23 protein-coding genes are annotated in these 22,916 nt (G+C 70.2%); 9 read left to right on the top strand and 14 right to left on the bottom strand.

The annotated features are described in order from the left end of the window. Positions 1-26 precede the first annotated feature (26 nt). On the bottom strand, positions 27-1,097 hold the full coding sequence (locus IE290_RS03275) for an acetyl-CoA C-acetyltransferase (RefSeq protein ID WP_191242989.1): 1,071 nt from the start codon (positions 1,095-1,097) through the stop codon (positions 27-29). 504 nt (positions 1,098-1,601) lie between these two features. Then, positions 1,602-2,243, bottom strand: a complete 642-nt coding sequence (locus IE290_RS03270; protein WP_191242988.1) for a TetR/AcrR family transcriptional regulator — start codon at positions 2,241-2,243, stop codon at positions 1,602-1,604. Positions 2,244-2,359: 116 nt separating this feature from the next. Here IE290_RS03270 and IE290_RS03265 point away from each other — a divergent pair, with 116 nt between their 5' ends. After that, entirely contained in the window at positions 2,360-2,695 is a 336-nt protein-coding gene (locus IE290_RS03265; RefSeq protein ID WP_191242987.1) for an NIPSNAP family protein, read from the top strand. 41 nt (positions 2,696-2,736) lie between these two features. On the opposite strand, the gene IE290_RS03260 is transcribed toward IE290_RS03265, so the two are convergent. After that, on the bottom strand, positions 2,737-3,471 hold the full coding sequence (locus IE290_RS03260) for an SDR family NAD(P)-dependent oxidoreductase (protein ID WP_191242986.1): 735 nt from the start codon (positions 3,469-3,471) through the stop codon (positions 2,737-2,739). A 179-nt stretch (positions 3,472-3,650) separates the two neighbouring features. On the opposite strand from IE290_RS03260, the gene IE290_RS03255 reads away from it, so the two are divergent. Then, complete coding sequence (locus IE290_RS03255; protein WP_191242985.1) at positions 3,651-4,040, top strand: PPOX class F420-dependent oxidoreductase; 390 nt, start codon at positions 3,651-3,653, stop codon at positions 4,038-4,040. A 61-nt stretch (positions 4,041-4,101) separates the two neighbouring features. Here IE290_RS03255 and IE290_RS03250 read toward each other — a convergent pair whose 3' ends face one another. The 10 genes from IE290_RS03250 to IE290_RS03205 all read right to left on the bottom strand — a co-directional run bounded on the left by IE290_RS03250 (position 4,102) and on the right by IE290_RS03205 (position 14,778). Further along, positions 4,102-4,638, bottom strand: a complete 537-nt coding sequence (locus IE290_RS03250) for a glutathione peroxidase (protein ID WP_191242984.1) — start codon at positions 4,636-4,638, stop codon at positions 4,102-4,104. A 106-nt stretch (positions 4,639-4,744) separates the two neighbouring features. Continuing rightward, positions 4,745-5,797, bottom strand: a complete 1,053-nt coding sequence (locus tag IE290_RS03245) for a 2,3-butanediol dehydrogenase (RefSeq protein ID WP_191242983.1) — start codon at positions 5,795-5,797, stop codon at positions 4,745-4,747. Beyond that, entirely contained in the window at positions 5,794-6,639 is an 846-nt protein-coding gene (locus tag IE290_RS03240) for an enoyl-CoA hydratase (RefSeq protein WP_191242982.1), read from the bottom strand. Before IE290_RS03240 ends, IE290_RS03245 begins: the two co-directional genes overlap by 4 nt. After that, on the bottom strand, positions 6,636-8,138 hold the full coding sequence (locus tag IE290_RS03235; RefSeq protein WP_191242981.1) for an aldehyde dehydrogenase family protein: 1,503 nt from the start codon (positions 8,136-8,138) through the stop codon (positions 6,636-6,638). Before IE290_RS03235 ends, IE290_RS03240 begins: the two co-directional genes overlap by 4 nt. Beyond that, a complete protein-coding gene (locus IE290_RS03230) occupies positions 8,135-9,805 on the bottom strand; it encodes an AMP-binding protein (protein WP_191242980.1) in 1,671 nt (556 codons plus the stop codon). The genes IE290_RS03235 and IE290_RS03230 overlap by 4 nt, the downstream gene beginning before the upstream one ends. 27 nt (positions 9,806-9,832) lie before the next feature. After that, positions 9,833-11,527, bottom strand: a complete 1,695-nt coding sequence (locus IE290_RS03225; protein WP_191242979.1) for a thiamine pyrophosphate-requiring protein — start codon at positions 11,525-11,527, stop codon at positions 9,833-9,835. A 32-nt stretch (positions 11,528-11,559) separates the two neighbouring features. Further along, on the bottom strand, positions 11,560-12,504 hold the full coding sequence (locus IE290_RS03220; protein WP_229874083.1) for a TIGR03620 family F420-dependent LLM class oxidoreductase: 945 nt from the start codon (positions 12,502-12,504) through the stop codon (positions 11,560-11,562). 81 nt (positions 12,505-12,585) lie between these two features. Next, positions 12,586-13,746, bottom strand: a complete 1,161-nt coding sequence (locus IE290_RS03215; RefSeq protein ID WP_191242978.1) for an amidohydrolase family protein — start codon at positions 13,744-13,746, stop codon at positions 12,586-12,588. Between the two features lie 70 nt (positions 13,747-13,816). Beyond that, positions 13,817-14,266 carry a VOC family protein gene (locus tag IE290_RS03210; RefSeq protein WP_191242977.1) on the bottom strand — a complete coding sequence of 150 codons (450 nt, stop codon included), beginning with the start codon at positions 14,264-14,266 and terminating at the stop codon, positions 13,817-13,819. 170 nt (positions 14,267-14,436) lie between these two features. Beyond that, positions 14,437-14,778: a nitroreductase/quinone reductase family protein gene (locus IE290_RS03205; RefSeq protein ID WP_191242976.1), complete on the bottom strand. Its 342-nt coding sequence runs from the start codon at positions 14,776-14,778 to the stop codon at positions 14,437-14,439. Positions 14,779-14,850: 72 nt separating this feature from the next. Between IE290_RS03205 and IE290_RS03200 the strand changes: the two genes are divergently transcribed. Further along, complete coding sequence (locus IE290_RS03200) at positions 14,851-15,618, top strand: SDR family NAD(P)-dependent oxidoreductase (RefSeq protein WP_191242975.1); 768 nt, start codon at positions 14,851-14,853, stop codon at positions 15,616-15,618. Positions 15,619-15,672: 54 nt separating this feature from the next. Here the strand turns inward: IE290_RS03200 and IE290_RS03195 are convergent, their stop codons facing one another. Next, positions 15,673-16,170 carry a flavin reductase family protein gene (locus IE290_RS03195; protein WP_191242974.1) on the bottom strand — a complete coding sequence of 166 codons (498 nt, stop codon included), beginning with the start codon at positions 16,168-16,170 and terminating at the stop codon, positions 15,673-15,675. 388 nt (positions 16,171-16,558) lie between these two features. On the opposite strand from IE290_RS03195, the gene IE290_RS03190 reads away from it, so the two are divergent. The 6 genes from IE290_RS03190 to IE290_RS03165 all read left to right on the top strand — a co-directional run bounded on the left by IE290_RS03190 (position 16,559) and on the right by IE290_RS03165 (position 22,856). Further along, positions 16,559-17,359 (top strand): alpha/beta hydrolase, encoded by an 801-nt coding sequence (locus IE290_RS03190; RefSeq protein ID WP_229874082.1) that lies wholly within the window; start codon positions 16,559-16,561, stop codon positions 17,357-17,359. A 102-nt stretch (positions 17,360-17,461) separates the two neighbouring features. Beyond that, a complete protein-coding gene (locus tag IE290_RS03185) occupies positions 17,462-18,649 on the top strand; it encodes an acyl-CoA dehydrogenase family protein (protein WP_191242973.1) in 1,188 nt (395 codons plus the stop codon). Then, entirely contained in the window at positions 18,642-19,823 is a 1,182-nt protein-coding gene (locus IE290_RS03180) for an acyl-CoA dehydrogenase family protein (protein WP_191242972.1), read from the top strand. Before IE290_RS03185 ends, IE290_RS03180 begins: the two co-directional genes overlap by 8 nt. Positions 19,824-19,995: 172 nt before the next feature. Continuing rightward, positions 19,996-20,988: an oxidoreductase gene (locus tag IE290_RS03175; RefSeq protein WP_191242971.1), complete on the top strand. Its 993-nt coding sequence runs from the start codon at positions 19,996-19,998 to the stop codon at positions 20,986-20,988. Positions 20,989-21,135: 147 nt separating this feature from the next. Then, positions 21,136-21,819 carry a TetR family transcriptional regulator gene (locus IE290_RS03170; RefSeq protein ID WP_191242970.1) on the top strand — a complete coding sequence of 228 codons (684 nt, stop codon included), beginning with the start codon at positions 21,136-21,138 and terminating at the stop codon, positions 21,817-21,819. Then, positions 21,804-22,856 carry a helix-turn-helix domain-containing protein gene (locus IE290_RS03165; RefSeq protein WP_191242969.1) on the top strand — a complete coding sequence of 351 codons (1,053 nt, stop codon included), beginning with the start codon at positions 21,804-21,806 and terminating at the stop codon, positions 22,854-22,856. Before IE290_RS03170 ends, IE290_RS03165 begins: the two co-directional genes overlap by 16 nt. The last annotated feature ends 60 nt before the right edge of the window (positions 22,857-22,916 follow it).

The following is a 22,916-nucleotide window of genomic DNA, read 5'->3' as shown; positions in this document are numbered from 1 at the left end:
GCTCCGCTCAGGGTCACCGCCCCGTCTCAGTCGCGGAGGACGACGACGCCGGTGGTCGCATCACGCTCGGCGGCCACGACCGCACCTGCCCGGCCGCCGGTGGCTTCCAGCGAGTTCAGCATGGTCACCAGCGACCGCAGATGACCGGACCGGGGAAGGTGACCGAACGCGAGCTCGCCGCCGCGGGGGTTCACCAGGTAGGGGCTGATCCCGGTCTCCTTGATCCAGGCGATCGGCGTCACGGCGAACTTCTCCGGGACCTCGAGCTGGTCGAGTTCGTGGACGTCGAGCCCGCAGGGCGCGAGCAGCTCATCGACCGCACCGGCGGGTGGCGCTACGCCACAGCAGGTGTGCCCGCGAACGGTGCCGGTCGCGCGCAGCCAGGCACGCGGCCGCAGCCCCAGTTCGACGGCGTTGGCTTCACTGGCGAGGATCATCGCGCTGGCCCCGCGGGACGGGCAGGCGGGGACAGCCGGCCCGTCGTCGAGCACCGCTGCCGCACCTCGACCGGACCCACCGCTGAACGCGTCGCCCGGGGCGGGATCGGGAAAGCGGTCGGCGAGGTAACCACGGCTGGTGCACAGGATCTCCGCCGCGAAGTCCCCGGCCGCCGAGCACTCGGCGGCTCGCTTGGCGGACCAGCGGGCCCAGCGGCCGAGTTCATCGGGCGCGACGTCCCAACGGGCCGCGACCATCCGCGCCGCGCGCTGGTGCCTGAGGAGTTCGGCAGCGCTCTCGCCAGGTCCTGCCGGCACCGCTCCGAAGTCGATCGCGGCGACCACGGCCACGACCTCCGGTTGCCGTTCGATCGTCCGGATCGCCTGCTGCACGGCCGTTGAACTGCTCGCGCAGACCGTCGTGCTCAGCCCGAACGGCGGCGGTTCGAAGACCCACCCCGCCTCGCCCGCCGAGCAGCCCGTGGACAGGCAGCGGGGGTCGGCGAGGAACAAGTCGGTGAGTTCGGCCGGGCGGAGGCGCGTTCTGGAGAGCATCGCGCGGATGAGGTCTTCGGTGAGACCCACGGGCGTTTCGGGCAGGCCGGGATCATCCGGGACGATTGCCGACCGGCCTGCGTCGAGGAGCACGGCACTGGTCATCGTTGACCTCTTCGTCACTGGGTGGGAAAACCTCGGGTCGGATCAGGAGCGGGGCGAGCCCGCACCGGCAGGCGATAGATTGATCTAGTGATGCACACCACCCTAGACCGCGAGATTCACGGACGTCAAGGCTCGACTAGAACGGTCTATTTAGCTACCGTAACGACGGTCGCCACTCCCGCCTCCGGGCCGGGTCGGACGGAGAATCCTGCCGCTTCTGCCGCAGGAGAGCGCGATTGGCCGCACGTGATCATGGCGGGCCGCCCAGTCCGGGCGGCGCCGCGGACGGGAGGATCACGGCCGCGGCGCGCGTCAGTCACCGCGCCACGCACCGCTAGTTTCGTCCTCGAAGCCACTCTCGCGGCGTAGGCACGACGACGCGCCCATGAGGCCAGGAGCACCCGCGCCCCCGCCCTGCCCGCACACCCCCGCGCGGACTCCCCCGGGTCACCCGACGCGGCGTTTCCGGAGCGCCTATGGCACCCCGCCAGGTCAGCTGGAACCTCAGCGCGCGGCTTTGCCCTGATCCGCGCGTTCGTTGCGGCTGGCGGCCAGGCCGGCCGCCACGGCGTTGACCGCGGCCCGCCGGGCGGTCTGCAGCGGCGCGGTCGACCGGGCGGTGCGCGCCAGCAGATCGGCACCCTCGATCAGGCAGAAGATCTCCACCGCCACCTCGCGGGCACGATCTTCGGTCATCCCCGCCGTCGTGAAGCGCTCCTCCAGAACTTTCAGCCAGGATTCGAACGCAGCCGCGGCCGCGGCCCGCATCGGCTCGTCGGTGCTGGCCACCTCCAGCGCGATGGTCGCGATCGGGCAGGCGTCGGCGTAATCGGACGCCTCCAGGATGTCGGCAGCGAGGACGAAGGAGGCCGCCGTGGATTCGACGACGTCGGCGCCCGGCGGGTACGCCGCCTCCAGCAGCTCGCGGTAGCGCTCGCCGCCGCGCTCCACCGCGGCGACGCCGAGTTCCTGCTTGCCTCCGGGGAAGAAGTGGTACAGCGACCCGTAGGGTGCGCGCGCGGCCGCGAGGACCGCTTTGACGCCCGTGGCCGCGTAGCCCTGACGGCTGAACAGCTCGGACGCGGCCTCCACCAGACGGGCCCGCGTGTCCGGCTGCCCTTCGACGGTTGACGAGGTAGCAGACATGCCCCCAACCGTACCCGACAGATCGCTCTAATGTCCCGCATTGTGTGACGTAGCGATCTTCCGCGGGCTCATCGGGAAGAGTTGACCGGGGCCGCTCCTCTAGATAGATTGATCTAATGGCAGACACGCGCACCTTCGAACTCCGTACGTACACCGCGGTCCCCGGCAAACTGGACGCACTCCTGACCCGCTTCCGCGAGCACGCCGTGCCGCTGTTCGAAAAGCACGGGATGACCAGCATCGGCTACTGGGTCCAGACCGACGACGAGGGCAACCCCACCGAGAACCTGGTGTACCTCGTGGCTCACGCCAGCCGGGAAGCCGCAGCGGAATCCTGGGCGGCGTTCTGGGCGGATCCCGACTGGATCGCCGCCCGGTCCAGCGGCGAGCAGGTGACGGCCAGCGCGACGTCGACGTTCCTCGATCCCACCGACTTCTCCCCCCTTTACTGAGCGGTACCGGGCAAAGCATGCCACCGGCGAAGCGATGTCGATCAGATCCGACGCGCGCCGCTGACCAGCAGCCCGTCCACGAGCTCCGCCCAGGCGCCGGACGCGCATTCGGCCGCCGCCTGTTCCCAGCCGTGCGGCGGCGGAGGGCCCAGGACGAACGTCTGCCGCTCGCGCATGGCGCGCAGAACCTGCTCTCCGACGTGATCGGGGTCGTCCGCCGAACCGGGACAGAGCACCGAGAACCCGATGCCGGTACCCGCGACCTCGTGGCGGAGCGCCAGGGCGAACCGGACGCCCGCGAGGTTCGGCGCCGCGGCGCAGTCGTCCACGCCGGCCAGCGGGGCCCGGCCCGCGGTGGTCACGATGTGCGCGCGACCGCCGCGGCTGCTGAACCGCGCGAGGAACGTCGCCACGCCGAGGAACTGCGTCTCCACGGTGAGGCGGTGCAGCCAGCGCCACGCGTCGAGCGACGTCTCGCCACCCGGACCGCTCCCGGTGACTCCCGCGCTGTTGCAGAGGATCGAGACCGGCCCCAGCGCGTCCTCCGCGCGGTCGGCCGCCCTGGTCCAGCTGCCCGGGTCGCTCACGTCGAGCGGTACCGCCATCACGGCGCCACCGGCTCCGGCCAGGTCCTCCGCGACCTCGGCGAGCCGCCTGTGGTCGATCCCGGCGAGTGCCACCTTCACTCCCGCGCCGAGCAGCGCACGGGCGATGCCAAGACCGATCCCCGACGCCGCTCCGGTGACGAACGCCGTTTCTCCGGCCGGCCAGTCCATCATTCGCGTCCTTTCCGGGTCAGCTGCCCGTACTACTTCTGCCGACCGCTTCGAATGCGGCAAGTCTCACCGCACAGCCGGCCGGCCGGTACCCGCCGACCGCCGCCTGGTCGCCGCCCGCCACCCGCCAATCGGCGGGCCGGCGGCGATGTCCACCCAACTCCACCGAAAGGCTCTCCATGAACTCCGTTCCCGAGACCCATCGCGACCTCCTGGAGAGTGCGCATGTGGCGACCTTGAGCACCATCGGCGCCGACGGCACCCCTCAGGTCACCGCACTGTGGTACCTCGCCGATGGGGACGGCATCCTCACCTCCGTGATGACCAACCGCCAGAAGTACCGGAACGTCGTCGCCCGTCCGAAGGCGACGTTGTTCATCGTCGACCCCGCGAATCCGTACCGCACCTTGGAGGTCCGCGCGACCGCGAGCGTCCGTCCCGACCCCGGCCTGACGGTGCTCGACCGCATCCTCCGCCACTACGGCCACGACCCCGACACCTTCCCCACTGCCCGGGACAACCGCATCGTCCTGCACCTCAGCCCCACGCGGGTGGTCGCGCAGGGCTGACCGGCCCAAGGCACGAACAATGTGGGCGGGCAGTTCCTCACGCTGCCCGCCCACGCTGTCGTCACTCGAGGAGCGCGACGATCTGGGGCTTGATCTGCTCCGGTGTCACCGTCGGCTCGAAACGTCGGACCACCTTGCCGTCGCCGTCGACCAGGAACTTGGTGAAATTCCACTTCACCTCGTCGGTGCCGAGCGCTTCCGGGCGCGTACTCCGGATGTGCTCGTACAGCGGCCCGGCGGAGGGGCCGAAGTCACCTGGCGCCTCGGCGCGCAGGTAGGTGAACAGCGGATCCGCATCGGGCCCGTTGACCTCGACCTTGCCGAACACCGGAAACGTGACGCCGTAGGTCGCCGAACAGAACTCCTGGATTTCGGAGTCGGTCCCCGGTTCCTGATCACCGAACTGATTGCACGGAAAACCGAGGATCTCCAGCCCGCGTCCCCGGAGTTCCCGGTACAACGCCTCGAGACCTTCGTATTGCGGCGTGAAGCCACACTTGCTGGCCACATTGACGATGAGCACCACCCGGCCCGCGTGCTGTTTCAGGGAATGATCTTCGCCGTCCGCCGTGGTAACCGAAAAATCGTGAATCGACATACTTTCAAGGTTATCCCGGGTTCGATCATTTCACAATGGAGGCGGACACCCATTCGTCAATTTCTGATCAGCGCCCGCGGTCCTTTCGTGCGAATTGCTTCGCGAGTCAGGACGCCCGGATCAGCACTTTGGCGCCGGTCCCTTTGCGCAGCGCATGAATGGCGTCCACAACGCCGGACAACGGAATCTCCTCGACCCAGCCGGTGGTGTCGTAAACACCATCCGCCATCGCGGCGATGACGGCGTCGAATTCCTCGGGCCGGTATCCGACGGCGCCCACGATCTCGGTCTCGCCCATCATGAGCTGGGTGGGCTGGAACTCCATCGGGTGCTCGTGCAGGGAGACGACCACGACCCGGCCACCGGGGGTCAGCGCGGCGAGTGCCGAGGTGATCGCAGGGCCGGCGCCGGCGGCCTCCACGGCGACATCCACCCCGGCGCCGTCGGTGAGGTCGGCGACCGCGGCAGCGAGGTCCTGGCCGACCGGGTCGACGACGGTCGCCCCGAGCGCGGCGATGATCGCGCGGCGGTCGGCACTCGGCTCGGACACGAGCACCTTCTCCACGCCGCGTGCCCGCAACGCGAACCAAGCGCCGATGCCGATCGGTCCCGCGCCGGCGACCAGCGCCGTCCCGCCGGCCTCGACACCGCTGCGCGCCACGGCGTGCCAGCCGACCGCCATCGGCTCCACGAGCGCGCCCATGCGCAGGTCGACGTTCTCGGGAAGCAGGTGCAGCGCTGACGCGCTCACCGTGGTGTACTCCGACAACCCGCCGCCAGGCGCACTCGCGCCGATCGAGCCCATCATCGGGCAGGAGAACGGCAGGCCACGCCGGCACGCCGCGCATTGTCCACAGGAGACGGCGAGCGGGAACACCGCGGCACGATCGCCGACCTGCACCTCGGTCACCCCGGGACCGACCTCGACGACCGTGCCGGCGAACTCGTGCCCCAGCACCTGGGGCAAGGTGGCGCCGGACAGCGGATGGGCCTGGGTGACGTCCCACGGCAAGGCCTCGGGGAAGTAGTAGAAGTGCAGGTCGGAGCCGCAGATGCCGGAGTAGGCGTTGCGCAGCTTCACCTGGCCGGGGCCGGGGCTGGGTTCACCCACCTCCTCGATCCGGATGTCCTCCTTGCCGTAGAACAACGCCGCTTTCATTTCTGTCCCTTCCCGAACGTCGCCCGCAGGAAGCCCGGGTCGATCAGCGAACCGTGGACCTGCTGGTTGTGGCTGTGGCACAACTGGTGATAGGCGAACGACGTCTGCATCGCGGTGGCGCGGCCCTGGTTGTCCTGGGCGACGTTGACCGCTTCCTTCGCCAGCTTCAGCGCGAACAGCGGCTTCTCCGCGATCCGCGTGGCCAGCCGCAGCGTGAACGACTCCAGCTCATCACCCGGCACGACGTGGTTGACCATGCCGAGCCGGTGCACCTCCGCGGCGGTGAGGAAGTCCGCCGTGAACAGCATTTCCTTCGCCTTCCGCACCCCCACCTCGAACGGGTGGTTGAAGAACTCGGCTCCGGACACCCCCATCGCCACGGTGTTGTCCTGGAACAGCGCGTCCTCGGCGGCGACGATCAGATCGCAGGGCCACACCAGCATGAGGCCACCGGCGATGACCTTGCCCTGAACGGCCGCGATGGTCGGCTTCGGGAGGTTGCGCCACCGTTCGGACAACCCGAGGTACATCTCCTTCTCGACCGCCATCTGCGATTCGGCGCCCGCGCAACCGAATCCGCACCAGGTGCCGATCCGCCGGTGGTCGGTCACCACCCGCAGGGCATCGGTTTCGCGCAGATCGTGGCCGGCCGAGAAGTGCGGGCCCTCGGCCGCGAGGATGATCACGCTGATCGAATCGTCCTGCGCGGCGAGGTCGAACGCGTCGTTGAGCTCGTAGAGCATGCGCATGCTCTGGGCGTTCCGCGCCTCGGGGCGATCGAGCACGATCCGGGCGACCTTCTCGGCCGGCCGCTCGTAGCGGATGGTGTCGAACCCGGTCATGGCCGCCCGTGTCCGTTGGAGCCGCGCAGCCGGGCGGTGACCTCGGCCGCGGCCGCCGCGGCCGCCGCGGCGACAGCCTCGACCCGTTCGGGTGCCAGCGGCGGGACGAGCGCGCCGGCCAGCCCGCTCGGCAGGTCGTGGGAGGCGACGGGACGCTGGTGGGAGAACGTGTCGAATCCGGCCTTGCCGTGGTAGGCGCCGGAACCGCTCATCCCGACGCCGCCGAAGGGCAGGGCGTCGTTGCCGTAGGCCAGACCGAAGTCGTTGCGGGAGACACCACCGGAGGTGGTCTTGACCAGGAACCGCTGGAAGTCATCGGTGTCCCCGCCGTACCAGTAGGACGCCAGCGGATGCTCGCCGGCCGCGACGTAGGCGATGGCTTCGTCGACGTCGGAGTAGGTGTGCACCACCAGCACCGGACCGAAGATCTCCTCGGCGTTGATCTCGGCCTCGGCCGGGGTGTCGAGCAGCAGCGTCGGCGGCACCCGGCGCGAGTCCGGGTCGGGGACCCGGCCCTTTTCCTCCTCCGGCACGATCACCACCTCCGTCGCGCCCCGGGACTTCGCGTCCTCGACCAGCCCGGTCACGCGGGCGTAGTTCGCGTCGTTGATGATCGACACGACATCGGGGTTGTCGGCGAAGGTCGGGAAGTGCGTCAGCACCGCCGCGCGGTAGGCGTCGACGAACACGTCCCGGCTCGATTCGGGAACGAAGGCGTAGTCCGGCGACAGGCACACTTGCCCGTTGTTGAACAGGCGCGCGGCGGCGATCCGGGCCGCTGCCTCGGCGACGTCCGCGTCGGGCGCGACGATCGCCGGGTTCTTGCCGCCCAGCTCGAGCGTCACCGGCACCAGGTTCCGGCCGGCGGCCGCCGCGACGAGGCGGCCCACCTTCGGCGAGCCGGTGAAGAAGAGGTGATCGAACCGCAGCGAAGAAAAGGCGGCGGCGGTCTGCAACCCGCCGGTGACGACCACGACCTCTTCGGGACTCATCCGCGTGGCGACCGCCCTGGCGAACACCGCACCGGTACGCGGCGTCATGTCCGAGAACTTGATCATCACCCGGTTGCCCGCCGCCAGCGCCTCCACGGCCGGCAGGAAGACGAGCACCAGCGGGAAGTTCCAGGGGCCGATCACGCCGACCACACCCTTGGGGCGGTTCTGGACGAAGGCCGGGATGGCGCCGCCCATCGCCGCGGGCACCTCGGTGGGGGCCATCCACGATTCGAGGTGCTCGCGGGTGTGGGCGATGCTCTGCAGGGCGCCCAGGATGTCGACCTCCAGCGAGGTGGTCACCGGGCGGCCGCCGTAGTCGGCGTCGAGCGCCTCGGCGAGTTCGTCCCGGTGCTCCAGGACGGCGGCGACCAGGCGGTCGATGCGATCGCGCCGCGTCGCCGCGTCCGGGATCGGATCGCGGGCGTGTGCGGCGCGCTGGGCGTCGAGGAGGCGCCGCAGTTCCTCGGGCGTGACGTCGACGATCGGTTCGGTGGTGGTGGTCATGGGATCAGTTCCTTCTGTGCGGACAGCTCCTGGGTGGCGAGCTCGCGGGCCCACCGGTAGTCGGCCTTGCCCGCGGGGCTGCGGACCACCGAGTCCACCCGGATGATGGCTTTCGGCAGTTTGAAGCGGGCGAGCCGCTGAGCCGCGTCGGCGAGCAGCTCCGCGTCGGTCGGGTCGGATCCGGGAGCCAGCGCCACGACCGCGACGACCTCGTTCCCCCAGCGCTCGCTCGGCCGGCCCACGACGATCACGTCCGCGACGGCGGGGTGGACGATCAGCGCCTCCTCGACCTCCTCGGCGAAGATCTTCTCCCCGCCGGAGTTGATGGTCACCGAGTCGCGACCGAGGAGTTCGATGCTTCCGTCGGCCCGGTGCCGCGCCCGGTCGCCGGGCAGCGCGATGCGGCGTCCCTCGATCACCGGGAAGGTGCGCTCGGTCTTCTCGCGATCACCGAGGTACCCGAAGGGGATGGCGCCGTACCGGCCCAGCCACCCGGTCTCCGGATCACCCGGCTCGAGGATCCGCCGCCGGTCCCCGGCAACGACGCAGGTACCGGCAGCCGGGGCGAAGACCCCCGAAACCGCCGGCTCCGCGCTGGTACTCACGTTCGACAGCTGGGAACCGGTCTCCGAGGAACCGGCGACATCCACGATGGCGACGTGCGGCAGCAGCCGCAGAATGCGGTCCTTGACCGAGGCACTGGCGACAGCGCCACCGGTGCCGACCAATTGCAGCGAACGCCCGTGGTAGCCGCCTCGCTCGAACTCATCGCACAGCGGGGTCGCGAACGAATTGCCGACGAGATTCATCAGCTGCACGCCTTCGCGGTCGATCACCCGCCACACCGCGGCGGGATCGAGCCGGTCCACGACGTCGGGGAAGACCACGGTGCCGCCGCTGAGCACACCGGCCAGGGCGATCCACTGAGCCGCGGCGTGCATCAACGGCGGCAACGGCAGCACCACTCGGCGATCGCTCGCCACGGCCAGTTCGACGCCCGCGGCCAGCGACGCCGCATCGAAGAAGCCCTCCGGCAGGAAAGCGGCCAACGCGCTTTCGAGGATGTCCGCCTGCGCCCAGAGCGTCCCCTTCGGCATCCCGGTCGTGCCGCCGGTGTAGACCATGTAGAGGTCGTCGGGATCCGGGGCCGTGGGGGGCGCCGCGGCGCTGGAGGCCGCCAGCGCCTCCTCGTAGTCGAGGGCGCCGGGAAGCAACGCGTTGCCGGATTCGTCGGCCACCTGCAGCAGCAGATCCGGCGGAGTGCGCAGCGAGCCGAGTACGGCGGCGAGTGTCGGCGCGAAGCGGGCGTGATAGATGATCGCGCGCGGGGTGGAATCGTCGAGCAGGTAGGCCAGCTCGGCCTCGACGTACCGGTAGTTCACGTTCAGCGATGCCGCGCGGGCCGCCGCGGCCCCCAGCATCCCTTCGAGGTATTCGTTGCCGTTGAGCAGGTACAGCGCGACGTGGTCCTGACCGGACTCCCACGGTCGCAGCTCGGCGCGCGGCCGGTGGACCGTGATCCCCCGCGACAGGAGGAGGTTCGCCAGGCGGTTGACTCGTTCGGCCACGGCTCGATACGTGAGCCGCTTTTCCCGGAACACGATGCAGTCGCGCTCGGGTGCCGCCGCGGCGACACCGGCGAACAGCTCGGCGTGGTTGTAGCGCATCAGATCTCCATCAGGTCGGCGACCGGGTCATTTGCAGCGGATGTCGAGCAGCGCCTGACGTCCCTCGTCACGCACGACCCGCAGCGCCTCCTTGATCGCGCCCGCGAGCTCACTGCGCCGGTGCACCGTCGCGCCGTGACCGCCGGAGGCGATGCAGTACGCGGCGAGGTCCGGCGAGGGCGCGAGGTTGGAGAAGCGGTCCTCACCGGTGGTGGCCGCGGTGCCGTCGGGGTAGACGAGGTAGGTCGCCGAGTCGACCGCGGTCCAGTTGCTGTTGTTGGCGACGATCGTCAGCACCGGCAGGTCGTGTTTGGCGGCCGCGTGGTGGCAGGCCGCCGGATTGGCGAACAGGTAGGCGCCGTCGCCGAGGGTGGCGACCACGGTGCGGTCCCGCGCCGCGTACTTGGCGCCCAGCGCGGCGGGAAGGCCCCAGCCCAGACCACCCGAGGCGGGCAGGAAGTAGTACGTGCCCGGCTTGGTGCGGCCCAGCAGCTCCGGGTAGGAGACGTACTCGTTGAACACGATGTCGTCGTCGTCGAGCAGATCGCCGAGCGCGGCGGAGATGGCGGCCATGCTGATCACTTCGTCGTCGCCGCGGGCCAGCTCGGCCTGCCGCAGACCCTCGGCGGCGTCGCGGTTCGCCGCGGCGAGAGCCCGGATCGGCTCGGCCCGGCCCGCGTCGATGCCGTCGGCGCGGGCCTCCAGCGCCTCGGTCAACCTCTCCAGGAACGCGGTCGGCGTCGCACTGATGGTGAGATCCGACCGGTGTGAACGCATCGGATAACTGGTGAACAGCGGGTCGACACCGACCTGGGCGACGAAGCAGTCCGCGGCCGGCGCCGTGCGCGCCTGGATCCACGGGACGTCGCACTCGAGGAACACCACGACATCGGCCCGCTCGAGGACCGCGGTCACATCGGATCCGAGGCGGTGCGGATGGTCCACCGGGATGTTCAGGTAGCGGGCCCACGGGTCGGCGACTGCGATCGCGAACCGGGTGGACAGATCGGCGAGCACACCGACCGACTCGGTCTCGGCGCCGGCCGCCGCGGCCACGATCACCGGGAACCGCGCCGCGGCGAGCCGGTCGGCGAGCGTGTCGATCGCGGCCGGGTCGGGCTGCAGCGTGGCGGGGACCGGCGTGGGCGACTGCACCTGCGGCGGTTCGTCCGCCGTCTCCGCGAGAACCTCACGAGGAAGCGAGAGGTACACCGGCCCGCGCGGGTGGGCCGTGGCCACGCTCAGGGCGCGATCGACCACGGCCTCGACCTGCCGCGGATCACGCAGCTCGTAGTCCCACTTGACGAACTCGCGCACCATGCTCGCCTGGTCGAACATCTCCTGCGACCAGTGGATCGGCAGGTCACGGGCGCCCACGGCGCCGAACTCGAGGATCGGTGAGCGACCGGCGGTGACCAGCAGCGGGACGCGGTCCCGCGCCGCGTTCGCCACGGCGCACACCGCATTGCCCGTACCCACGTTGACGTGCAGCATGAGCGCCTGCGGCCGTCCGGTGACGAGAGCGGCGCCGTGCGCCATTCCGCCGGCGAGGTTTTCGTGGGCGCACAGCACGGGCGTCGGCAGCGTCGGCCCGCCGGCCTGCTCGTTGTCGGCGTAGGCCTCGACGATCGGCGCGAAGTCGGTGCCCGCGTTGACGAAGAACCACTCGACACCCTGTTCGGCGAGCGCGGTGAGGTAGCGGGAAGCAGCGGTGTGCGGCATGGAGAGCTGTCCGTTCGGTGCGGGGACGGGTTTCATGTGGACGGTCGGGTGCGCAGTGACGGGGTGATCGAGGCCAGTTCGCGCCACTCCGCGAGGGGCAGGGTCTGCGGATCCGCGGTGAGCACCTGCACGCACACGTGGTCGGCGCCCGCGTCGAGGTGCGCCTGCACCCGGGCGGCGATCCGGTCGAGCGAACCCCAGGCGACGAGGGCGTCGACCAGCCGGTCGCTGCCCTGGCCGTCCAGATCGTCGTCACCCCAGCCCAATCGGCGCAGGTTGTTCGTGTAGTTCGGCAATGCGAGGTAGCGCCGCATGAACCGCCGGGCCATCGCGCGCGCCGTGGTCGCATCGGCTTCCAGCACGACGGTCTGCGCAGGGGCGAGCAGCGCGCCGGGTCCCATCGCCGCACGGGCGACGGCGGTGTGCTCGACCGGCACGAAGTAGGTGTGCGCCCCCACGCCCCGTGCGGCGGCCAGCCGCAGCATCCGCGGCCCGAGCGCGGCTAGCACCCGCTGGGGCGCGACCGGCGAGGCCGCGCCCCAGAAGGTCGCGGCGTCCATCCGGTCGAGGTAGCCGACCATGGTGCTGAACGGTTTGGCCCCGTACCGGCCCTGGTGGTTCGCCTCGACCAAGGGCTGATGGCTCACCCCGACGCCCAGCAGGAATCGGCCCGGAAAGGCCTCGCTCACGGTGCGCCAGCCGGCGTTCATCGTCATCGCGGTGCGGGCGTGCAGACTGGCGATACCCGTGGCCACCGTCAGGCGGTCGGTGGCCGACAACAGGAGCGCGACATTGGCGAACGGCTCGCGAGCCACCGCCTCGGGCACCCACAGCGCACCGAATCCCAGCTCATCGAGCTCGGCGGCGGCTTTCTGGGCCTCGGCCATCGGCCGCACGTCGAGCTGGTAGGACCAGATCCCGAGCGGGCCGAGGTGGGGAATGGAGGCTGCGGCGCCGGGTGTCACGGCAGTAGCCACGTGCTGCTCCTCGGGTGTGCGGGACGTCCCGGTCGGTGACCGGGCCGGTGGGCGGGCGCCACCCGGCGCCCGCCTGCTGGATCACGGCAGCAGCCACTCGGCGTTCGTCCGGAAGAACTTCGTCGTGATCTCCTCACCCAGCGGCTCGACCTTCGCGCGCATGTTCCGCATCGAGTCCTTGGTGCCCTCGACGTGCGGGTAGTCGGTCGAATAGCAGAACACGTCGGACAGATCGGGGTCGTCGCGGAAGTAGCGATCGACCGGCTCGAAGTTGAACGGCGACACCCGCACGTTCCGCGCGATGTACTCGGAAGGCTTCAGCGGGAACTTGGCAGCGGCCGCCCCGGGGAACACGTCGATGTACATGTTCATCCGGCGGGCGGCGTTGCCGACCCAGTGCGCACCGACTTCGAACAGCCCCACGCGCAGGCGGGGGAAACGCTCGAAGACGCCGCCGAGCACCATGGCGGACAGGTAGTTGTCGATGGCCATGTGGACCGTCGAGAACAGCTGGATGTTGGTGTTCGGGATCTCCGGGGACTGGAAGAGGTCCTGGAAGGTTTCCGCGATCATCCAGCCCGGGTCCAGGAACGCGAATTCGGTTCCGATGTGGAGCGTGACCGCGACGTCGTTGGCCTCGAGCAGCCCCCACAGCGGGTCGAGGGCCGAGTGCGCCGGCGAAACTCCCCCCGGCGGGACATCCGCCTGCAGGTACACCGCGCGGACTCCGGCGTCGACCAGATCCTTCGCCGTGGCGATCATCTCGTTCACGTCCGGGCTGGTGTTGAGGATCCCGACCAGCCGGATCCGCCCGTCGGCCAGGACCGCGTTGGCCTTGACCCAGTCGTTGTACGACCGCACGTAGCTCTTCGCGAAATCGGGCCTGGACACGCCCTCGAACACCGACTGGTCGCCGCCGAACCGCATTTCGTAGGCCAGGTCCGTCATCTCGCCGATGATCATCGCCGCGATGGCCGTGGTCGGGAAGACCAGCTGGCGATCGATGCCCATCACATCCAGGACCTCGGCTCGCCGCCCCAGGTCGATGGCGCTCGGAGCCGACGGTCCCTTGATCTTCCAGATGCCTTCGGGGTCGATCTCCTTCGTGTCGCCCGCGACGTCCGGCTGGTGCATGTTCGTGTCCGTGGGATCCGGACGCAGCCGGTCGGCGGATTCGAACACCTTCGCCATGATCCGGCCGGGTTGACCCAGAACGTCTTCGAGCAGGTGGCTCGGGATCATCTCGTGACTGTCGACATCGTGCGCAAGCAGCTTCATTGCAGCCTCTCGGAAGTCGGTGGAACGGTAGGGTTCAGTGGGTCAGGGCCTCGACGTCGATCGGCTTGAGGTAGCCGACGAAGTCGTCGTTGGTGTGCCAGTCGTACTCCGGCACCTCGCAGTAGATTTCGATGGCGTTGCCCTCGGGGTCGAAGATGTACAGGCTCCGCGTCATGCCGTGGTCGTACATCGCCTCGATCTTGACGCCCTGGCTCTTCAGGTGCTCGTGCATCTGCACGAGTTCCTCCTGGCTCCCGACCACCAGGGCGAAGTGCAACAGCCCGACCTGAGCCTCCTTCGGCGGCTCAGCGTCCTCGGCGACCTTGAACACGCCGATGTCGTGGTGGTAGTCGGCGAAGCGGAAGAAGACCGCGATGTCGGACTCCGACGAGATCTTCATGCCGAGGACCCCGGCGTAGAACCTCTTGGCCGCCTCCAGGTCCCGCATTTTCAGCACCACGTGCCCTACGCGTTTGATGGCCATGATTCGCCTCCGCTGGCCTCGCGCCCACCGGCCGCACATCACGATGCCGCTGAAAGCCGGCCCGCTCACCGGTGAGCTAGATAGATTGATCTAGTTGCGTCAGACTAGGCATAGTTCCCGGTCCCCGTCAACCCTTGCCGGCACGGGAACCGCCGGGACGCGGACCGATCTCAGGTAGCCAGGGCGACCTGCACACGCACACCGCCCCGCTCGTCGCGCCGGGCGACGGCGGTACCCGCGCGTTCGACGTCGCCGATGGCGACGGCGATGGGGCCAGGTTCCGGGTAGAAGTTGCGCCACCAGGTCTTCCGGTGCGGCATCACAACGCGGATGGTGAGGGTGTCGCCCTGCCGCACGTAGTTGACGGGAGTGCGGAACGTCTTGCCCGAGCGGCGACCGGTGTAGGAGATCACCGCTACCGACTTCGACAACCGGCGGCCGACCACCGGCGTGTTGAGCAGGGGGACGACCGCCGCGTTCATGGTCTTCGCTATCCGCTGGAAGGTGTTCACCCGAGGGGAATATAGTGGGATTAGATTGATCTATCAATCGCCTTCCGGCGAAGAAATCTCGGAGGAACGTGCATGACCTCGCTTTTCGATCTCACCGGCCACGTCGCGCTGATCACCGGGGGCAACTCCGGGATCGGGCTGGGGATGGCGCACGGACTCGCCGGCTGCGGCGCCGACGTCTGCATCTGGGGCACCAACGCCGAACGTAACGAGGCCGCCGTCGAGGAACTCGCCAAGCACGGCACGCGGGTGCGGGCGATCCGCTGCGACGTGGGCGACGAGGACGCTGTGGCAGCGAGCTTCGCCGAAACACTCGACTACTTCGGCCGGGTCGACTCCTGCTTCGCCAACGCCGGCACGCGCGCCCCCGACCTCGCCTTCGTCGAGACGAGCCTCGCGGATTTCCGTGCGGCCACCAGGGTGAACCTCGAGGGCGCGTTCGTGACCCTGCGCACCGCGGCCAGGCACATGGTGGAGCGTGGTGGCGGCGGCGTGCTCGTGGGCACATCCAGCGTCTCCTCGGTCCACGGCACACCGCGCGGCCAGGCCTATGCGGCCAGCAAGGCCGGCTTGACCGCGATCATCCGGGGATGCGCGGTGGAGCTGGCGCGCTATGGGATCAACGCACACTCGCTGGTCGTGGGCTGGACGGAGACACCGCTGATCTCCCGGGAGATGCACAACCCCGCGTTCGAGCAGAACGTGATGAAGCGGATGCCCCATCGCCGCTGGGGGCGACCGGATGACTTCGCGCGGCTGGCGGTGTACCTGGCCGGCGGGGTCGGCGGGTTCCAGACCGGCGACGAGATCGTGATCGACGGCGGGTACACCATCTTCTGACTCCACGCTCGGCCTGCCGGCTGCGACGCGTCGCAGCCGGCAGGCCGAGCCGGGTCAGATGGCGGCGAGCCGGCGGAACCGGCTGCCGTGGAAGACCAGCGGCGCGGCCTCGGGATCGGCCCGCAGGCCGTGGATTTCGAGCAGGACCAGGGTGTGATCGCCCGCGGGGACCTCGGCGTACAGCGAACAGTCCAGCCACGCGGTGGCCCCGTGCACGAACACCCCGCCGGCGGCGGAGCTGTCCCAGGCGACATCGGCGAAGCGGTCGGCGGTGGTGCGGGCCAGGCTCAGGCAGATCTCGTCGTGCCCCTCGGCGAGCACGCTGATTCCCAGCCGGGGCCGGTCCCTCAGGCGCGGCCACGTGGACGAGGACGTCTGGAAGCACACCGAGACCAGTGGAGGCTCGACCGACACCGAGGTGAACGAACTGGCTGCCATGCCGACCGGTTCGCCGTCGACCAGCGCGCACACCGCGGTGACCCCGGACGGGAAACATCCGAATGCCCGGCGCAGCGTGCCGGAATCGGCGGTCATCGGCTCGAAGGCGATCATCGTTTCGGTGGACCCTCCGCTCGGGAAACCCGGGACCAATCCGGAATTAGATTGATCTATCTACCGTAGAGCCGGGCACCCATCACGTCAACGGTCGCGGGTCCGGGCGCGGACCGCCATGTGGCGGGTACCTCCCGGGCGGATGTGGGTGTTTGGTGGCTACGGTCGCATGCCGCCGCCGCATTGAACTGGGGCCATGACACAGACAGAACCCTCGACCCGCAGCACCCCGGCCCGGCCACCGTTCGACGCCGAACTGGTCCCGGTGTTGCAGGCAGTCCATTCACTCGTCCCGTAGCTCACCGACGAAACCCTCGACCGGGTTCGAGAGGTGACGGCCAACGGCATCCCCGGTCAGCCCAGGCCCGATCTGACGGCCGGCGGCGCAGTGCGAGTCGACGAACGGACGATCCCGGGCCCCGCCGGAGAGCTCGAGCTGACAGTCCTGACGCCGGCGGCCGGATCGGGGCCGTGGCCGCTGCTGCACTACATCCACGGCGGCGGCATCGTCGCCGGCACCCGGCACAGCGCGCTCTCGGAGATGGTGCCCTACGTCGCTGGCGGCAGTGCGGTCGTGGCGTCGATCGAATACCGGCTCGCCCCCGAACACCCCCATCCGGCGCCGGTCGAGGACTGCTACGCGGGCCTGTGCTGGGCAGCCGAGAACGCGGACCTGTTGCGGATCGACCCCGGCCACATCATCGCCATCGGGTTCAGCGGTGGCGGCAACCTCGCCGCGGGTGTGGCGTTGCTGGCGCGCGACCGCGGCTTCCCGGCCTTGAGCCACCAGATCCTCGGCTGTCCGATGCTCGACGATCGCCTGCGGACCCACAGCGCACAGATGCTCGACCGGGAAGGCCTGTGGGATCGCAACGAGAACCTGTGGGCCTGGACCGCACTGCTCGGTGACCGTCGCGGCACCGACGACGTCAGCCCGTACGCCGCGCCCGCCCGGGCGGAGAACCTGGCCGGATTGCCCCGCACCTTCATCGACGTCGGATCGGTCGAGGGTTTCCGCGACGAAGCGATCGACTACGCCCAGCGCCTGAGCCAGGCCGGGGTGAACGTGGACCTGCACGTGTGGGGCGGCGGGTTCCACGGCTTCGACATCGGCATCAGCCAGCCGGCGATCTCGCAGGCCTCCCGCGCGGTGCGGGACGAATTCATCCGCCGGGCCCTGGAGCGGTGAGCGAGGGGTACCAACCGCGGGATCGTTGACTGGGTGACCACGCTGATTTACGCTCCACTAGATCGCTCTATCTAGGAGCGAGCGCGATCACTGGAGCCACAGTTGACCATCGATGACCAACGAGCCCGGGTGTCCGGCGCCGCGCAACAGGTCGTGCGGGACCACGATCCCCGATCCGTGCCGCTGACCGAGTTCTTCGGAGCCTGCTTCGACGCCGGGCTGTCCTGGGTCCACTTTCCCGAGGGCCAGGGCGGCCTCGGCGTCCCGCGCGGTCTCCAAGCCGTCGCGGACGCGATCTTCCAGGCGGCCGGCGCCCCCAATCCGTTCAGCCTCAACCCCATCGGCTACGGCATGGCCGCGCCCACCGTGCAGGAACACGCTCAGTCCGACGAGCTCAAGCGCGCGTGGTTGCGTCCACTGGCGACCAACGAGCACATCTGGTGCCAGCTGTTCTCCGAGCCTGGCGCCGGCTCCGATCTGGCCGGCCTCGCGACCTCGGCGGTCCGCGACGGCGACGATTGGGTGGTCAACGGGCAGAAGGTGTGGACCACCCTGGCCCACCGCGCCCGCTGGGCGCTGCTGCTCGCCCGCACCGATCCGGACGTGCCGAAACACCAGGGCCTCAGCTACTTCGTCGTCGACATGCACGCCCCGGGCGTGGAAACCCGGCCGCTGCGCCAGCTGACCGGCCAGGCCGAATTCAACGAGGTCTACCTCACCGACGTGCGGATTCCGGACGCGCACCGGCTGGGCGCGGCCGGGGCGGGCTGGCAGGTGGCCATGACGACGCTGATGAACGAGCGCAGCTCGATCGGCGCGAGTGGCATCCGCCGCGGGGACGGCACGATCGCCGACGCCGTCGCGCTGTGGGCGCAGCGGCCGGACCGCCACACCCCGGTGCTGCGCGACCGCCTCGCCCAGCTCTGGTTGCGCTCGGAGGTGCAACGGCTGACCGCCGAACGCGCCCGCGCCACCGCCTCCGTGCGCGGGCCCGGCCCCGAAGGCTCGATCGGCAAGCTCGTCGGCGCCGAGCTCAACAAGCAGGTCTACGAGTTCTGCATGGATCTGCTCGGCCCGGAGGGGCTGCTCTACGGTGACTACACGATGCGCGACGTCGGCGAGACCGAACCCGGGCCGGTGCAACAGCGGTTCCTCCGTTCGCGCGCCAACACGATCGAAGGCGGCACCTCCGAGGTGCTGCGGAACATCCTCGGCGAGCGGATTCTGGGCCTGCCCGGCGACCTGCGTGCCGACTCCGGACGACCCTGGCGTGAGGTGCCCCGTGGCTGACCCGAACCCCACTGAGAGCGAGCGATTCGCCTTCACACCCGAGCAGCACGAGCTGCGTGCCGCGGTGCGCGGCTTCTGCGCCGAGCACTCCGACGAGGCGACCGTTCGACGGCTGATGGAGTCCACGCCCGCGTTCGACGACAAGACCTGGGCGCGACTGGGTTCCGAGCTGGGTGTGCTCGGGCTGGCAGTCCCGGAGGAACTCGGCGGCTCGGGCGGCGGCCTGGTCGAGGCCGCGATCGTGGCCGAGGAGCTGGGCGCCGCGCTGTACTGCGGCCCGGTCTTCGGCACCTTCGCGCTGTCCATCCCGGCTCTGGTGGCCGCACCGGACACCGCGGTGCGCGCCGAGACGCTGGGCCCGCTCGTCGCGGGCGCGCGGACCGCCGCATTCGCTGTTCCGGACCAGGGCGGGCGTTTCGCCACCTCCGCCGTCACCGTGCGGGCCACCGGCTCGGGCGGGAGGTGGGCGGTCTCCGGCACCGTCGAGCGGGTGGTGGACGCCGGCGCGGCGGACGACCTGCTCGTCGCCGCGAACGGCCCGGACGGGGTGTCGCTGTTCGTCGTCGACGCCGCCGGTTCCGGAGTGGAACGTGCGGTGCTGTCCACAATGGATCGAACCCGGCCGCAGGCCACCGTCCGGTTCACCGGCACGCCGGCCCGGTTGCTCGCCGGCCCGGACGAGACGGCCCGGGTCTGTGAGCACGCGCTGGGTACCGCCGGTGTGCTGCTGGCCGCCGAGCAGGTCGGCGGCGCCCAGCACCTGCTCGACCTGAGCGTCTCCTACGCCAAGCAGCGCCTGCAGTTCGGGCGCCCCATCGGGTCGTTCCAGGCCGTGAAGCACCGGCTCGCCGACATGCTCGTCGAGCAGGAGCACGCCCGATCCGCCGCCTACCACGGCGCCTGGGCACTCCAGGACGGCACCGACGACCGTGAGCTCGCGGTGTCGATCGCGCAGGCGACCTGCTCGGCCGTCTTCACCCGCATCGCCGGCGACACCATCCAGGTGCACGGCGGCATCGGCTTCACCTGGGAGCACCCGGCGCACCTGTACTTCAAGCGCGCGGTCACCGACGCCGCCCTGCTGGGCACCGCCGAGGAACACCGGTCCCGCATCGCCGCGCTCGTGCTCGATCGCGCCACCCCCGGTCACACCGTTCCCGTCGCGACCGGATAGGCACCCGGCCGGCCAGAGCCGCTGTCCAGCCCCGGCGGCACCGCCCTGCCACCCGTTGACGGACGCGGCGAACCCCCACTACCGTGCTTTAGATCAATCTATCTAGTCGGTTCCGATCGCCGGCTCGGCGACCGTGCCGGACGTCGCGGAGTTCCCGACCCAGGAAGGTGTCATGTCCAAGTCCTTCAACGCATTCGTCGTCAACAAGAGCGACGCGGGGTTCAGCGCCGGCGTCCAGCAGCTCACGCTCGACGACCTACCCGCGGGCAACGTCACGGTGCGCGTGCGCTACTCGAGCGTCAACTACAAGGACGGCCTCGCCTGCCTCCCAGAAAGCCCGGTGGTCACCGCGTACCCGATGGTCCCGGGCATCGACATCGCCGGCACCGTGGCGGAGTCGGACGATCCCCGCTTCACGGCCGGCCAGGAAGTGGTCGCGATCGGCCGCGGACTGGGTACCGACCACTTCGGCGGTTACGCGGAGTACGCGCGCGTGTCGGCCGACTGGCTCGAGCCGCTTCCCGAGGGGCTGACCGCGAAGGAAGCCATGGCGCTGGGCACCGCGGGGTTCACCGCCGCCCTGTCGATCCAGCGGCTGGAAGACAACGGCCTGCGGCCCGGCGACGGTCCGGTACTGGTCACCGGCGCGACCGGCGGCGTGGGCAGCACGGCGGTGAACATGCTCGCCGGGCTCGGCTACGAGGTCGCCGCCAGCACCGGCAAGGCCGAGGAGCACGACTACCTGCGCGGGCTGGGCGCGACGCAGCTCCTCGGTCGCGAGGACGTCTCCGCGGCGAGCCCCGCTCCTGTCGAGGCTGAGCGGTGGGCCGCCGGCATCGACCCGGTCGGCGGCGACACGCTGGCGTACCTGCTGCGCACCACACGCTACGGCGGCACTGTCGCCAGCTGCGGCCTCACCGGCGGTCTGGCCCTGACCACGACCGTGGTGCCGTTCATCGTGCGCGGGGTGAGCCTGCTGGGCATCGACTCGGTCATGTGCCCGGAGAACGTGCGCGCCACGGTCTGGCGGCGCCTCGGCACCGATCTCAAGCCGAAGAGCCTGGCGGAGAGCATCTCGCAGGAAATCGGCCTGGACGAAATCCCGGAGGTGACGTCTCGCATTCTCGCCGGCGCCGTCCGGGGCCGGACCATCGTGCGTCTGTGATTCACCGCGAAATCGCGGGCGACAAGATCGCCGGCGAGGCGACGTAACGACGGTACGTCGCTCCCTCATGCCCCAGGTCGCCCCCCACGGCGACCTGGGGCATGACACGTGACCACACCAAACCGTTTGGTTTGGTACAGTGTGACCGTGAGCACTTCCTCCGGGCCGGACACCACTCGCGAGCGCATCCTCGCCGCCGCCGCCGACGAGTTCGCCCAGTACGGGGTCGCGGGGGCGCGCATCGAGCGGATCGCCCGCAGCGCGAAGACCAGCAAGGAACGGCTGTACGCGCACTTTCGCAGCAAGCAGCAGCTCTACCACGTCGTCGCCGAACGCGAGCTGGCCGCGATGACCGAAGCCACGCACATGGACGCGACCGACCTGCCCGGCTACGCCGGCCGCGTGCACGACTACTTCATGGCCCGCCCCGACCACCTGCGGCTGTTGCACTGGGGACTGCTGGACATCGGCGTCTCCCAGGCCCCCGGCGACCCCTTCCAGGAGTCCGTGCGCCGGACGGTCCGCGACGGCATCGAGCAGCTGCGGCAGGCGCAGGCGGCCGGTCATCTCGATCCGTCGTGGGACCCGATCGACATCATGGTCGTCGTCAACCAGATCGCACAGGCCTGGGCCTGGCAGCCGGGCCTGGTCGAACTGGCCGAGGGGCAGGTTCGCGACCCTTCGTACACTGCGCGCCGCGCCGCGATCGTCGCCGCCGTCGCGGGCCTGTTCCCCGCCGCGGCCGCGTCACCCGAAGTCCCGGACGCCGAGGTCGTGCACCCGGCGGCCACGCCGGAGGATCGAGGAGTTCGTTCGTGCGCGAGTGGATAGTCAAACTCTCTACGATCGACGGCGGCGCGGCGGCAGCCCTGCGGGTGATCGAGCATTTCGACACGCTGGTCGATCAGCGGTCCTCGGCGATGGCCCTGTTGCGGGCGGCGGCGGCACTGGCGGAGTGCCGGGTCGGGCTGGAGGATCCGGAACGCGGCCTGCGCCTCGGCGTCGACGCCGCGGGCCGACCCATCGCCGACCTCGACGCCGGAAGCCGGGCCCGGCAGATACGGCACTACGAGGAGATCACCGTCTGGCTGGATCGAGACGGTCCGCCGTGGGTCCTGGACCACCTGATTCTCGAGCGATTCGCCCGCAGCCTGCACGCGGTCAAGAAGACCCGCGAAACCTCCCCGGTCGCGGCCGCGACGCGGATCGCCTGCGATCCGGACGCCGCACCCGCCGACCGGGAGAACGCGCTGCGCCGCCTCGGCCTGGGGGCCACGGTCACGGTCGTGGCCACCCATGCGGCCGATTCACGGGGCATGCCACCGGGGCTCGTCCTCGACCGGCACCGGATCCACCTGTTCCCCGCATCGACGGCGTCGCGCCTGATTCCCGACGACATCGCGGCCGGCATCGACACCTGCGAAGCCGCCGAAGTCCACCGCGGCTGCGAGCACGCACGCACCGCGCTGCGCATCGCGGTCGATCTCACCAGCGGTCGTCCCGCACACGTGCACTACCAGCAGCTCGGGAGCGTCGCGACGATCGTGGAGAGCGTCGACGCGGACACCGCCGCACGAGCACCCGATGTCCGCCGGCTCAGGGAGCTCCAAGAGCAGCGACCATGGGTCGTCGCGACCCTCGAGGCGGTGCTGAGCCACACCAGCGTCCGCGAGGTCGCCCGCCTGCAGCACCTGCACCACTCCACCATGCGCCAGCGCATCGACTGGCTTGAGCGCCGGCTCGGGTACAACCCCCTCAGCAGCGCCGGTTATGCCCGCGCGAGTACGACCCTGACCCTCTGCCGGATCGCAATGGCCGCCGAGCGACGCGCGGTGCCCTTCTCCCCCGCTACCGCCGCGTGTCGGTGATCCGGGGGTGGACGGCGTCGCTCGGCGCACGACGCGGCACCGCCGACGTCTCCTGCTACG

This window comes from Amycolatopsis deserti (assembly GCF_014653945.1).
Taxonomy (GTDB): Bacteria; Actinomycetota; Actinomycetes; order Mycobacteriales; family Pseudonocardiaceae; genus Amycolatopsis_E; species Amycolatopsis_E deserti.
Note: the sequence above shows the minus strand (reverse complement) of the source record. Positions and strands in the feature narration are given on the sequence as shown.